The sequence below is a fragment of the Mucilaginibacter inviolabilis genome (assembly GCF_011089895.1).
In the GTDB taxonomy this organism is placed as follows: domain Bacteria; phylum Bacteroidota; class Bacteroidia; order Sphingobacteriales; family Sphingobacteriaceae; genus Mucilaginibacter; species Mucilaginibacter inviolabilis.
Map to the genome: position 1 here is coordinate 1,977,333 of NZ_JAANAT010000001.1, position 14,861 is coordinate 1,992,193.

The 14,861-nt window shown below is 41.3% G+C and carries 7 protein-coding genes; 3 read left to right on the forward strand and 4 right to left on the reverse strand.

Features of this window, described 5'->3' with window-relative positions; all coding sequences use genetic code 11:
• Nucleotides 1-17 precede the first annotated feature (17 nt).
• From G7092_RS07960 to G7092_RS07975, 4 genes are all read right to left on the reverse strand, one after another.
• Nucleotides 18-1,421 carry a RagB/SusD family nutrient uptake outer membrane protein gene (locus G7092_RS07960; RefSeq protein ID WP_166087935.1) on the reverse strand — a complete coding sequence of 468 codons (1,404 nt, stop codon included), beginning with the start codon at nucleotides 1,419-1,421 and terminating at the stop codon, nucleotides 18-20.
• A gap of 10 nt (nucleotides 1,422-1,431) precedes the next feature.
• Nucleotides 1,432-4,545, reverse strand: coding sequence for a SusC/RagA family TonB-linked outer membrane protein (locus G7092_RS07965; RefSeq protein ID WP_166087937.1), 3,114 nt, complete (start codon nucleotides 4,543-4,545; stop codon nucleotides 1,432-1,434).
• Between the two features lie 545 nt (nucleotides 4,546-5,090).
• Nucleotides 5,091-6,527: an amidohydrolase family protein gene (locus tag G7092_RS07970; RefSeq protein ID WP_166087939.1), complete on the reverse strand. Its 1,437-nt coding sequence runs from the start codon at nucleotides 6,525-6,527 to the stop codon at nucleotides 5,091-5,093.
• Between the two features lie 67 nt (nucleotides 6,528-6,594).
• The gene (locus G7092_RS07975) at nucleotides 6,595-7,617 is read right to left on the reverse strand and encodes a clostripain-related cysteine peptidase (RefSeq protein ID WP_166087941.1); all 1,023 of its coding nucleotides are present in this window, start codon (nucleotides 7,615-7,617) and stop codon (nucleotides 6,595-6,597) included.
• A 513-nt stretch (nucleotides 7,618-8,130) separates the two neighbouring features.
• Here G7092_RS07975 and G7092_RS07980 point away from each other — a divergent pair.
• From G7092_RS07980 to G7092_RS07990, 3 genes are all read left to right on the forward strand, one after another.
• The gene (locus G7092_RS07980) at nucleotides 8,131-9,777 is read left to right on the forward strand and encodes a fimbrillin family protein (RefSeq protein ID WP_166087943.1); all 1,647 of its coding nucleotides are present in this window, start codon (nucleotides 8,131-8,133) and stop codon (nucleotides 9,775-9,777) included.
• An 18-nt stretch (nucleotides 9,778-9,795) separates the two neighbouring features.
• The gene (locus G7092_RS07985) at nucleotides 9,796-11,226 is read left to right on the forward strand and encodes a fimbrillin family protein (RefSeq protein ID WP_166087945.1); all 1,431 of its coding nucleotides are present in this window, start codon (nucleotides 9,796-9,798) and stop codon (nucleotides 11,224-11,226) included.
• A 277-nt stretch (nucleotides 11,227-11,503) separates the two neighbouring features.
• The gene (locus G7092_RS07990) at nucleotides 11,504-14,830 is read left to right on the forward strand and encodes a TonB-dependent receptor (protein WP_166087947.1); all 3,327 of its coding nucleotides are present in this window, start codon (nucleotides 11,504-11,506) and stop codon (nucleotides 14,828-14,830) included.
• Nucleotides 14,831-14,861: the final 31 nt, after the last annotated feature.

Here is a 14,861-nt window from a genome sequence, read left to right on the forward strand (position 1 = left end):
AATGGTAATAAGTAGGGTTAATAGCCAGGGTTTTGTTGTAATTTAGGATTACGGCCAACCTCACGAAGCGGAATAGGCCATAAAGTTTGATTCGTACTGATTCCGAGGACAGCCGCGGCACGACCAGTTCTAACCAGGTCATCAAAGCGTTGTCCTTCAAAGCACAGCTCTTTCATCCGCTCATTTTCAATAGCCTGCGTCAGGTTATAACCATTAACGGTATCATTTGCACTGGGAAAATCCCGACTGGAAGCTGTGTTTAATGGCAATCCAAACGCCCTTCTCCGAATAATGTTCAAGGCATCTGTTGCCCCGTCAGTTTGTCCCAGATTATTCAGTGCTTCGGCCCGTATCAGTATAATATCGGCAAGTCTGATAGCTATAATATTAGGATCAGTACCATTGGTCAGTCTTAAATATTTACCTATATAAGGGACAGAGGGCGTGGCGGGACTATTGCTTACTGATACCGTCCTCCTGATATCGCCCGCTTCAAAGGCATTGATGATCTTATCTGTAGGTACAATCTGGTAACTGCCTCCCTGAATGCCGCTTGGGGCCGGAGTTGGTACATAAAAACTAAACAAACCATTGCTCTCAGATGATGAGCTTACATATTGAATTTCAAAAATAGATTCATTACTATTTTTAGATGATGCGGAGAACATAGCTGCATATGACGATGCACCGGTTACAAGGTTATAAGTACTGTTATTCATTACCTCAAGCGCTTTTGCCGCCGCGTTGGTATAATCTTTCATAGCTAAATATACTTTAGCCATAAGCGCTTTTGCCCCGCCCTGAGTAGCCCTTCCCCGGGTATCAATATTGGAGGGATAACTTAAGGGAAGATTAGGTTCAGCATTTTTCAGATCAGCAAGGATCTGAGCGTATACCTGATCGGTTGTAGAGCGCGCTATGGTAAAGTCAGCGTTGAAAGAATCATAAGGTACGGTTACAAGTGGTACCCCACCAAAGGCTTTTAGCAGGTTAAAGTAAAAATAGGCTCGCATAAAATAAGCCTCACTCAGGATCCGCTCTTTTTGCCCGGCGGCAAACAAACTGCTGTTAATATTGGGCACATTTTTTAGTACATCATTACACCGGCCTATTCCCAAATAGTTATTTTGCCAATAGGAAGCCACTATAGCATTGTCAACCGTAATTCCATGCTGTGAAAATGGACTGTAGTTAATTAGTAAGGCATTGGCCAAATCGGATGCTGCGTCAAAAGCCACCGGATATTGGGTAGATAATGCCTGGGCCGCATCATAAATACCAGTTGCTGCTGCTTCGGCATCACCAGGGGTTTTATAAAAATTTTCTTCCGTGATTTTATCCTGTGGAACCTGGTCAAGTACTTTGGTGCACGAATTAAGTACAAATACTGGTATAAGAAGTGTTATTAAAAACTTTTTCATAATGGATGAATTAAAAACTAACATTGATGCCTGCACTGATGGTACGTGGTTGTGGCTGAACCGCATAATCAATACCGAGTTGTGAATTTTTGACCGACTGGTTTTGCGCTTCCGGATCATATCCGGAGTATTTAGTCCATAGAGCAAGGTTTTGTCCGCTCAGAAATACTTTTGCCGATTGAATTCGCAGTCTTTTTAAAACAGATGCTGGGATATTGTAGTTCAATGTGATGTTTTTGAGCCTGATAAAGGAACCATTCTCTACCCAACGTGATGACATTTCTCCATTGGTAAGACTATTGGTAACCACCGGATCGTTAAAAACGGCTTTAGGCACATTGGTAACAGTATTAGCAGGTGTCCATCGATTCAGCGTTGTTGTGTTACCGTTATTGTAACCAGCCATGCGCTCCAAGATAGCCCTGGTTTGGTTATATACCTGGTTACCATACGAGAAATAAAGGAAGATGCTAAGATCAAATCCCTTATAACTGAAAGTATTCGTAAATCCACCGGTGAATTTAGGTAACGCGTTCCCAATGATAACTCTATCTGCAGCGTTAATTTTTCCATCACCATTCGTATCCTGATAGATCATATTTCCAGTTGCCGGATTTACACCCAGGCTCTTATAGCCAAAAAAAGATCCAACAGGTTCGCCTACACGATAAATACTCGTAGGGAGTGTTGTGCCATAAAGCCCCGGTAAACTTTCTGTAAAATCGGAACTGCTGGGATCGCCCACAACCAACTGTGGTAAATCGGTGATCTTGTTCCGGTTAAAAGACATATTATAATTTGTACTCCAGGCAAATTTGCCCCTGATATTATCGGTACTCACATTGATATCGATGCCCTTATTTTGCAGCTTACCTATGTTTGCTCCATTTGTTCTGGCGAAACCCGAAGTATAAGGCAGATCCAATTTAAAGATCAACCGGTTTGTTTGTTTAAGGTAAGCGTCGACCGTGATGTTAATGCGACTATTGAAAAGGGAAAGATCCAATCCGATGTTTGTTTGCGTGGTAGCTTCCCAGCTTAAATCTTTATTTGATAGTGTCGAGGCGGCAATTCCTGGCTCTGTACCGTAGTTAACCCCAGTGGCATAGGTTGCCAATGACGGAAAATCATTTCCTAAACCTTCCTGGCTCCCGGAAACACCGATACTTGCACGTAACTTCAAATCATCAATGAAGGTTTGATTCTTCATAAATGATTCATTACTAATGCGCCAGCCACCAGAGATAGTTGGGAAGAATCCATATTTTTGGTTTGTACCAAAACGCGAAGAGCCGTCAATACGTCCGGCTACTTGTACCAGGTACCGATCCCTGTAATTATAATTGACACGTCCAAAATAAGAGAGCAATCCGGATTTAGAGCGATAGTCACTTGCTTCTGTACGATTTGTAAAACCGGTTATCGCCTCAATCAAATCTGTAGCATTGGTATTCCCGGCTGCACCAATTCTGCGGATACTGGTCACCTGGGTACTTTCGCCAATCACTCCAGAAAGCGAGTGTCCTTTGGGTAAATTTGCGGTATAAGTAAGGGTATTCTCGTTTAGCCAAAGCAACTGCGTAAAAAAGTCAGCAGCCCCGGTTGCAGCGCTTTGGTTGTTGATTTGGGTAGATTGATAACGATCATCCTGGATACCTTGATTATCCATACCAAAACTCGTCCGGAATTTCAGATTTGGCAGAATAGTATACTCTCCAAAAATATTACCAACATAACGGTCAACAATAGACACAAAACGAAGATTATTAGCCAGCATGACCGGGTTGGTAGCTCTGCGGTTAACATCATAATAATAGCTTCCATCAGCATTATAAATCGGGTAATTGGGATTATATATCAATGCATTAGCAAGAACAGATTGGCCGGAAAAACTATTATCGATACGATTATTTAACGAGTGCATACCATTCATACTTATGCCGATCTTTAAATCATCTGTTGCTTTATATTCCAGATTTATCCGTCCGTTGAAACGCTTAAAATGTTGCCGGCCTACAATTGTGCCTGTTTGATCAAGATATCCAAGCGATAAATAATGAGTGATATTTTTATCTCCACCTGAAATAGATAGATTGTATTCGGAGATGGGTGCATTCCTAAAAATGGCATCCTGCCAATTGGTATTGGTGCCAGTTTTAACAATTGCAGGGTCAACCGGAAGATTTGCATTGGCACGTTCTTCCGTAATCAGATCTACATATTGGTCGGCATTAAGTAAGGAAAGTCGTTTTTTCACTGTTGCCACACCGGTATAAGCATTGAAATTAAAGCGGGCTCTTCCGGCCTTACCTTTCTTAGTCGTTATCAGGATTACACCGGCAGCGGCGCGAGAGCCATAGATAGCTGTTGCCGCTGCATCTTTTAGTACCTCAATAGATTCCACATCATTGGGGTTAATATCATTGGTAGCGGTTATCCGTTGACCGTCCCCACCAAGCGGAGATACTCCAGCAGGAATATTATTCATCGGCACACCATCAATTACATATAATGGCCGGTTTTCACCAAACAACGATCCGTTACCCCGGATACGGATATAAGTTTCGTCGCCCGGCGCACCTGAGTTCTGAACCACCTGAACACCCGCTACTTTTCCTTGCAACGCTGCATCAAGATTGGTTACCGGTACTCTCGCAATTTCTTCGCCTTTAACAGAGGCAACAGATGATGTCAGATCTTTCCTTGTTTGGGTGCCATAACCCACCACTACTACCTCGTTAAGTGATTTTGAATCCTCAACCAATTCAATAGAAAGGTTTGTTTTACCACCTACCAGCACTTCTTGTTTAACAAACCCAATCATACTGAATATCAGCATATCGTTGGTACTCGCTTTAATTGTAAAATGTCCGGTCGCATCTGTAACTGATCCTCCTTTTATTCCTTTAACAGCAATAGTTACACCTGGCAATGGTTGTCCCTTACTGGTAACTACGCCTGTAATAACTTCCTCGGGAAGGTGATGGAATTTTTTGTTTTTAATAGCTGAATATGAAGTAAGCGGAGCTGCTATAACAGTAAAAATAAGGCCGCACCATACATGTATAGCACAAAGCTTTAATACTTGATGTCTATACCTCCATTGAAGTAAAAATTGTTTCATAATTAATTATTAATTGTCAAATTGGTTTCGATCCCGATGACGTCATCAGATGCATATAGTTTGTTACGATGTGCAAACTGACATTTCCTACTCTGAGCAGCATGCATACTCAACGATGGCGCATGAATTTAATATGGGCAATCAGCAGGAAAAGAGTCATTATTATAATTGGTTGACGGTGCCCCAAACTTATCCGTGTTCCATTTGCAACTGTATCCGGTGATGTCGGGCGACTATCGTCTAAGCAAACATATTATTACTGCTTGCAAAATCGGTCAGGCAAAATCAGGCATTTACATGCAAAGTCTAACAAAATCAGAAAATGCAAATAATGAAGCAATTGAATAGAGTGTTACTGTGAGTGAAGCAGGAAGTCGGTAATCTTTTTCCTGGTCTCCTGACTTATCAATTTAATAGCAATTTAAGCGCTGTAAACCCTATCAAATAAATAAAGTTCAATATAACTGTAGCTGATTCCTAAACTACGGCACCAGCTGAGGAAAGCCTACAAAACTGCAGTTGATTTTAAGTACTACAGAAGTACATTAGTGTTCCATTTTTGAAGTAACAAGAATAAGCTTTTCGAATTGTATAAAATCCTTGTCCAGCTTTGCTGTCAGTTTTTGCTTTATGTCCGGTTCTTTGATAAAAGAGTATTTTATACTGTTGTACACAATTTCTTTAATGTCCTGGTAAGTAAATTCCGGGTATCTGTTAGCCAATAATACATATTGCTCTGTTAGGTTTGTCCTTAAAACTCCGGCATCATCTGAGCTTATTACAATTGGTACTTGAAACTCTTTATAAAGGGTAACAGGGTGGCGGCCTTCTTTAACTTTTAAAATGAATTCGTTGCTCGAAAGATTTATTTCGACAGCTATCCCCTTTTTCTTCATATAGTTCATTAAAGCATAACTATTTGTTTCATACGGCATATCCACACCGTGCCCAATGCGCGAGGCGCCCGCATCAAATACAGCTGCATTAATATGCCAGTTGAGCTCTTCTGGTTTTACCAGGCCCAGTGTAAGTTCTCCGGCATGCATAGAATACTTAACTCCGGGATATTTCATATGGAGATATCTAAACATCTGCATATGTAACCAATAATCCCGCATCGCTATATCATTATTTTCTGGCGAAAGGATATTAACACCCACAATTAATGGGTTTTTACTGGCTGCATCAAAAGCCGATAATAGTCGCTTAAAAACTTCAGTTGCTTCAAAAGTCCTTACGGTGTAAGTCTGGTAGCGCATCGTAAACAAATCATCATCGATATGTAATGAGCTGTGAGTTTTAGTAATTGTATTTGCGCTGAAATTATCTGCACAGGAGATAATATCTTTTTTTATTAACTCCCCATAAACCGTATCCAGGATCGCTTGACAGTGCGTTACATTTTTTTCTTTTAATACCACCTGAAGTTTGGGGTCAAACTGTAAGCTTACATCATCTGTACGACCACATGCCGGTGAAAAAAACGTAGTTTCTATATAACTCACATGTTCATCGATCGCGCGTTTCTTTATCTCCAGTAACCCTGTCTCCACATCATTTCTGCTGGCAATACTAAAATTCGGAAACGTTTCGAAAAATTGCTTATCTGAAGGGATACTTACCTGGTTATAGTCTTTTATAGACCATTTTTGCAGAAGCCTAAATTTATATTCTGATAGTTGTCCATCTTTTTCCAGCGTGCTGAATTTTGTCCAGTTCTCATCCTCGGAAGTTTTCCTGTTGTTTACTTCCAGCGTCTGCTTATTTAGAAAATAATCCTTTTCAATAACGTATTTAATAAACGTTTCGGCATAAACTGAACCGCTGTAGTGATGATGAAGGTCGCCCCCTTTGGGCATTTGTGAGAAAAAGGCTGTAAGTTTTGCCGGATTATTCCTGATTTTGTCCAAATAAGTATTGACCGATTGTGCATCGACAGAAAAATAAAAAAATAAAAAAATTAAGGTAAGATACTTTTTCATAGAACCAATTTGGCTTGCAAAGTCATAAAGATCGGTCTTCTAAACGGAAGTACAGCTGTTTTATCACTTATTGATCAAATAAAACCGAAAGTCCTGCATTGGTGTACCATTGTAATTTTTTATAGTAGGTCAGGTTTTTATCTCCCTGATAAGGGATATAACTAGTTAACCCGGAGAACTTCCTGATAGGCACTCCTAAAAAGCTTGGAGTAGCCGCCTTGTATAAGATAACTTTGCCCAAAGCTTGATTAATACCATTCAGATCTGCAGCCTCGAAATTGTGCGTTAAGAAATCACCGAAATCATAATTAGGGACAGGAAAATTAGCCGTATAATCTAAACGCTGGACACCAGCACTTATCAGCGCGTCACCATATTTTTTATGGCTAAGCATCAGCGTCTTCATTTGCGAAGCCAGGTCAGCCAGTTCGCTGGTTTTAATTAATACTACTGTCGCAGAACGCCGGTCATCTGTGTAGGCGTTATAATAATTATAGTAGGCCTGGCCTACGTCGCTCAAATGATCTGGTGTTTGAAAAAGCAACGGAACGATATTTTGATAAGGAAAGCTTTCGGATAGCGTTTCTGTGGGAGAAGCAATAATATATTTGGCCTTGTCCTTAAACTCATACAACACCTCAACGCCACCCATCGAGCATGCATCGAAGATCAGGAATTCCAGATTGTCGGGCAAGGCATTTTTCAGGTCTATGATATCCATTTCTTTTCCCGAATCTTCGCCAAATGAAAAAGTTTTGAGCTGACCGGAGGGAGGAGCCCAGGATGTAGCATGCGACCAGAGGATAAGACCATAACTTTGCGCCGGAAACTCGGCCTGTGCATATTGAACTACATTATGAAGAAACTGAGCATCCGAAGGATTGCTGCTATTAAATACTTTAACGGTATCACTAACGATCCTGTTCACATCAGCATCAGCTTTGATCTTGAGCAAGTAGGAATTCGCACTGTTTGTTTTGATATAGACCAGTAAAGTTCCGTCTAATGCACCGGCGCCTTTTTCCATCATATTGATACTGTTCAGGGCATCATATCTCAAATCGTTGTTGGCCTCCATGTATACCAACACAGTCTTCTTTGCAATGCTTTTTTTTATCGCTCCCTCCTTTTTACAAGATAATGAGGCGCTAAGAAAGAGAAAAATAAAAAACAGAAAAAAATTATGTTTTAGGGATTTCATGAACAGTAATCTCTGTTGCCCGGTGACAACATCATAAAATCAGGAGAAGACAAATCTATCAGCCACAATAATTATTGTTCAGATTCATTGAATTCCTGGCCTGCAAAATTACATCTATCCGTCAAGTATTTTTATTATCAAATTGTTAACTATTGTTATATCATCAACCCTATTTTTTGACTATAGCGCAGGGAAATAATTTCATATAAATCTGATTATCAGTAATTAAAAAACTTTTTCAAGTTAACAAAATCTTGTCACCGGCTTAACCTCAAGGCTACATTCCGGCGTTTTCTTTGTGAGCTCAAACTTGTTAAGCCTTTGGATACAACTGCTGACCTTATCTAAAACTCCGCCCCTACCGTTTTAGGTCATTAACCTGCTAATCACTTAAAAATAAATATGCGTATTAAATCCTTAAAAATTCCTGCTTTTGCACTGCTGTTGATGTTCGTCGGTGCCTGTAAAAAAGACAACAAAAAAGATGTGCCTGGCGTCGGCCAGGCCGAAGTTCAATTCTCATCTACCATCAGTGGTCAGATCAAGACCAAGGCGGTAAACGATTCCTGGGAAGCTAATGATGCTATCGGGGTGTTTATGAAAACCGGTACCGGATTAAGTAATGTTTTAGCCGCCAACAAATCTTATATGACCACTGGCGATGGTACATTCAAAGCATCTTCGACAGACCAGACCATTTATTATCCCGAAGACGGCAGCAAGGCCGATTTCATTGCTTATTATCCCTATAAGCAAAGCTTAACCGACGCCAATTACCCGGTTAATGTAACCGACCAATCGGCACAGGGAGCTATTGACCTGATGTACGCCAATAATGCGACAGGCTTGAGCAAAACCAACACCAACGCACAACTTGTTTTTGTACACCAGTTATCTAAAATTCAGATTACTGTAAAAAACGGTGTTGGCGTTGCTGATCTGAATGGTCTGAGAACAACCATCTCTGGTTTAAAAACCACTGCCAATTTTGCTTTGGCTACAGGATTTCTAAGTGGTCAGGGCCAGGTATCCGATATCCAGGCCAAAACCAGTGTCCAGAACGGGCTCACTGTAGCGGAGGCCATTGTGCTCCCGACTACAGATGAAACTGGTATTAAAGTAGTTTTTGTATTGAATGCCAAAACCTATACCTGGACCTTACCTGCGGGTACCACCTTTGAACAGGGCAAGAAATACACTTACGAAGTGGAGTTACAGGGAGCTGGCGGCAATAGTGGTATCGCCGCATCATTGAATGCGATTATCACCAACTGGACAGATACCCCCTCAGGCAGCTATTCTTTAGATCAGGAAACAGGAAGCTCAAATCCTCCGCAAACTTCTGCCTATATGGAAACACCGTTAATTACTACGGATAATAATATGACCTATATCTTCCATAATTCGCCTGACAATGCAAACGTGCGGGATTATGCGATGCTTTATGACAAACGTTATAAAATGGCTTATTGGGTGGCTTATCCCCTGCATGCTTCCTACATCGGCGGCTCCGGAAGAACAGACGCCTGGGCATTTGATCCATCCCTTCCCCAAAGCCAACAAGTAGACCTGAGCAGCTCCTTTGGTAATGGTTATGACCGCGGACACCAGATTCCAAGCGGTGACCGAACCGCATCCAGGACGTTGAATCAGACCACTTTTTATTATACCAATATGACGGCCCAGATATCTTCGATGAACCAGGGTATTTGGGAAAACCTGGAATCGCAGGTACGTACCTGGATGAGCAAGGGTGATACTCTATATGTGGTGACCGGTGCTTCTATCAAAACAGCTACCGATGCTACCATCAATTATGCGAAGGGTTCGGCTATACCGAAATATTACTATAAAGCTCTGGCCCTCAAGAAAGGCGATGTGTACTACACCATAGGTTTTAAGATCAACAACGCAATCATCCCGTCGCCTCTTACTTACAACAGTTTCCGCATCAGTGTAAGTGACCTTGAAAAAGAAACAGGCTTTACTTTTTTCCCAAAACTTTCTACAACAGTAAAAACAACGATCGATAACACAATCTGGAATTAATCTTACACACACAATCAAATGAAAAAACAAAACATCCTGCTGGCAACAACCGTATCGCTGCTCATTCTGGGCAGTTCATGCAAAAAGGAGAACAAACACGAAGGTGGCAATCCAACCGGTTCTAAGGCGGTGCAATTCACAGCTTCTATCAATGGTCAGATCAAAACCAAAGCATCGAATGATCAATGGGGTGCTGGCGATACGATCGGCGTATTTATGAAGACAGGTACCGGCCTGAGCAACGTGCTTGCGGCTAACAAATCTTATTCAACTACCGGTGACGGGGCATTTACGCCATCAAAAACAGATCAGACCATTTATTATCCTGAAAACGGAACGGTAGACTTCATCGCCTACTATCCATTCAAACAAATCCTTTCGGGCAATACCTATCCGGTTGACGTGACTAAACAGGCTAATCAGAGCGCTATCGACCTGCTTTATTCGAATAACGCAACTGGTTTAAGCAAAACCAGTACACTTGCTAACCTGGTATTTGCACACCAATTATCAAAAATCGAATTCACTGTTAAAAATGGTGCAGGTGTAGCCGATCTGAATGGTCTGACTGTAAGCCTGGCGGGGCAAAATGCCAAAGCTAATTTCGATCTGGCAGCCGGTACATTATCAAATACAACAGCAACTGCCGATATCAGTGCAAAAACCACTACTCAGACCGGCTCTGTTCTGGCCGAAGCTATTGTGCTGCCAACAGCAGATGCCAGTGGTAAGGTAGTTACCTTCAGTCTTCCTGCTGGTCAGTTCAAATTGACCTTACCTGCAGGCACCAAGTATGAGCAAGGAAAAAAATACACTTATGATATTGAGTTAAAGAATGGATCGGCGGGTACTCCGGTTGCTGCAGCCATATCGGCAACAATTACCAACTGGACCAATGTGCCATCCGGATCTTATACCGTAGGCCAGGATTCGACAGCTAATCCACCAGCAGGTACAGAGGAAGTATTGTTTACCGAAACTTTTGGTACCGGTTCGGCAAGTACTAAACCAAAAGTTAGTGCTTATAGCGGCTGGGCAAATCCAAGCTGGACTTTCAGCGACAGTTTTGGCACCGCTGATTTACGCACTATCAGTGCTTATCCAGACAATATACATTTATGGCTTCCGGCTACTAAGGATGCTTCATTGAAAATCGAAAACATACAGATTACAGGTTACACTAAGCTGAAACTTAAATATGATCTGGCCCCTAATGCGGCCTCGGCATCATCGGTTACAGACGTGAATGTGATTAGCGTTAAAGTGAACGGTATAAGCATCACTGTTCCTAGTCGCCAGCTTACCAACGCAGACAATAATAAATTTGTAACTGTCGAATTAAGTAACATTACTGCTTCAGCAACCAACACCATCGAATTTATGGGGTCGGCGGCTACCAATACCTTAGGTATGCGCCTGGATAATCTGGTGGTTATCGGCGTGAAATAATTGATCAAAAATCTAAATGAGCGAGCCTGTCCCCAAAAAGGACAGGCTTTTTTATTAATTACATGAGGTCAACACGTAAAATTACAGCGGCAATTTAATGCTTCTGTACACATTCCCCCCCTTGTAATTTCGCGACTATTTTAGTTTTAAATTGCTATGACTTATAACCAATACTAACTTCCTATTTAACAAAGCATCATTAAGCCTTAATCCTACCGCATGACCTCATTATTTAGTTTTGCCATCAGAAACTTAATACATTTTAACAAAACAAAAAATGAGGAAATTTTTACTTCTCTCCTTACTCTGCTTTTTTACCACGATGCATGTTTTTGCACAGGTAACGTCCAGCAGCATGTCGGGGACAATCAAAGACGACAAGAATGTCACATTACCAGGTGCAACCGTAAAAGCAACGCATTTACCTTCAGGAACAGTTTATGCTGTAATCACCAACAAAGATGGGTTATTCAGTATTCCGGGCATGCGTACCGGTGGCCCATACAAGGTTGAAATATCTTTTATAGGTTTCAGCAAATCAACCTATACCGATATTACACTACAATTAGGACAGCCTTATATTTTAAATTCAAACATGTCTGCAACCGGTGTGGAATTACAGGTTGTAACCGTTAAGGGTACTAAGCGTTTAGCAACTGCACGTACAGGCGCAAGTACCAGTATTGATAGAAAATCAATCGAAACTTTGCCTACATTTTCGCGTAGTATTACCGATTTTACCCGTTTATCACCACAGGCAAGCGGTAGCAGTTTTGCCGGTCGCGATCCAAGGTATAACAGTATAACAGTTGACGGAGCCAACCTGAACAACACCTTTGGTACCTCTAATGACTTGTTACCCGGCGGCGGCACTCAGCCAATCTCTATAGAAGCTTATGATGAGATTTCAATAAATGTTGCTCCTTTTGATGTGAAACAATCGGGCTTTACAGGAGCCGGGGTGTATGCTACCACTAAAAGCGGTACTAATACCTTCCATGGTTCTGCGTATACCTATTACAAAAACCAGTCGTTTAACGGTAACAATATCGGCGATAACTACATCGGTAATAACGTAGCCAAAGCCAGCACTAAAATTTACGGCTTTACCTTAGGCGGTCCAATCATTAAAAACAAATTGTTCTTCTTCGGTAACTTCGAAAAGGAAAATTCAACTTCACCAGGTATCAACTATTCACCCAAAGGAGGTTCTGGTAATGGCACCATTGCCGGTACACCCGTTGCAGATTTAGTTAAAGTATCTGATTACCTGAGAACTAAATTCGGTTATGAGACCGGTGCTTACGACAATTTTGATGCATTTAAGCCAAAAAACACCAAGTACCTGTTAAAACTGGATTGGAACATCAATGACAAAAATAAGCTGACAGTTAAATATAGCTATTTAAACGCTACGAGCGATCAGCAGATAAATGCTGGCAGCACGCCAAACAATGCTGCTTATTCGTTCACCAATAGTACTGGTGGAACTACAACACGTGGTACCGGTGGTTTACCAAACAATCGCTACAGCAATCAATCAATTGCCTTCGCCAATTCAAATTACGGATTTATCAATAAGATAACTACCGGAACTGCAGAGTTAAACAGCTCAATCAGTCCTAAATTATCAAACCAGTTATTGTTAACCTTTAAAAGGTACGATAATCCAAGAACATCTAAAGGTGACATATTCCCAACCATAGACATCTTTAATGGTCAGGGTAATAACTACATTACCGCAGGTTCTGATCCGTATACCAAATACAACGAGGTTATTGATAATACAACCAGTTTATATGACAACGTAACCTATTACGCAGGTAAGCATACCATTACAGGTGGTATTAACTATGAGTATCAGCGTATTGGTAACTCCTATATGCCTGGTGCAGCGGGTTCATATATCTATAACTCATTAGATGATTTTCTAAATGATCGCGCACCAATCCAATTTACCTATAACTACTCACTGGTACCCGGACAGGATAAAGTATTTGCTGCTAACTTAAAAGTGGGTACGCTAAGTTTATATGCTCAGGACGAGTATACGGTAAACAGTAATTTCAAAATTACTTATGGTTTACGCGCAGATAAAAGTATTTACCTGCAAAATCCAATAGAAAACCCGCAAATGACAGCGTTATTGTTGCCGGATGCCAATGGTAACATGAAATCTTATAGCTCTGGTTTATGGCCAAAGTCAAGAATAATGTTATCACCAAGAATTGGATTCAGAGCAAGCTTCCTGGATGATAACTCACTAGTGTTCCGTGGTGGAATGGGTATTTTTACCGGCAGGGTTCCTTATGTGTTTTTAACCAATGGCCCAAGCAACAGCGGTATGTATAACTTTGGCGGCGTTGCTACAGCAGAACAGCTAAAAACCATTAAATTAAACCGCGATCCAAGTACTTATGCCTCCTTGTTCCCGCAGTCGGCAGGTACAGCAATCCAATCGACGACAGTGTTAATCGACCGTAATTTCAAGTTCCCGCAAATTTTCAGGGTTAACGCCGCTTTAGAGAAAAATCTGGGTAATGGTTTTACCGCAACTTTTGAAGGTTTATATACTAAAGATATCAACGCAACCCGCATGCGTAATGCAAACCTTAAAGCGCCTACCGGTGTCCTTATCGAAGGTGATCAATCAAGGGTACGTTATGTGGGAACAGGCGCTAACGGCTTGGTTACTGCCAATGACCGTCTAATTTATCCTAACATCAATACCGCGGTAATATTAGAAAACACGAATAAAGGTTACGCTGCCTCTGCCACAGCACAGTTAACCAAAAGATTTGAAAACGGCCTGTTTGCTTCTGCATCTTATACCTACACCAAGGCCCAGGAGGCATTTAGTACCGCAGGCTCAACAGCAGCCAGTGTTTGGGCTTCTACTACAAATGTAGGCACCAGTAACGATATAGAACTTGGCAACACACCAAACTTTGTACCTCATCGTGTGGTTGCTTATGCATCTTACAGATTTAACTATCTTGATCATGCTGCTACCACTATCGGTTTATTCTACCAGGGATCAGCACAAGGTTTCGGAGGTTACAGCTATACCGTTAATGGTGATTTGAACGGAGACGGAAACGGATCTTCAGACCTGATGTACATTCCTAAAAAGGCGAGCGAGTTAACTTTTGCTTCTTACACAGCTACTGTAAACGGTGTGGTATATACTTTTACGCCTCAACAACAAGCCGCTGCTCTGGAGCAGTTTATCAACAATACTCCTTATCTGAAAAAACACAGAGGTCAGTACGCTCAAAGAAACGCAGCTTATTTCCCTTGGTATAACCGTATAGATGCCAATTTACTACAGGACTTCTATTTTACTACCGGTAAAAATAACCAGAGACATACCTTGCAATTAAGTGCCGTTGTACAAAACCTGCCTAACTTATTGAGTAAATACTGGGGCATACAAAAGCAAGCTACTTATACCAGCCCACTTACTTATACCAGTATTGATAACAATGGCGTACCAAGTTATAACATGCGCCAGTTAAACGGACAATTGGTAAATACACCATTTGTTGATGCTACCTCTGGTACAACATGGAGTTTATTAATTGGTGCCAAGTATATTTTTTAATCAACGATAGCATTCAGAATTTTAAATAGAA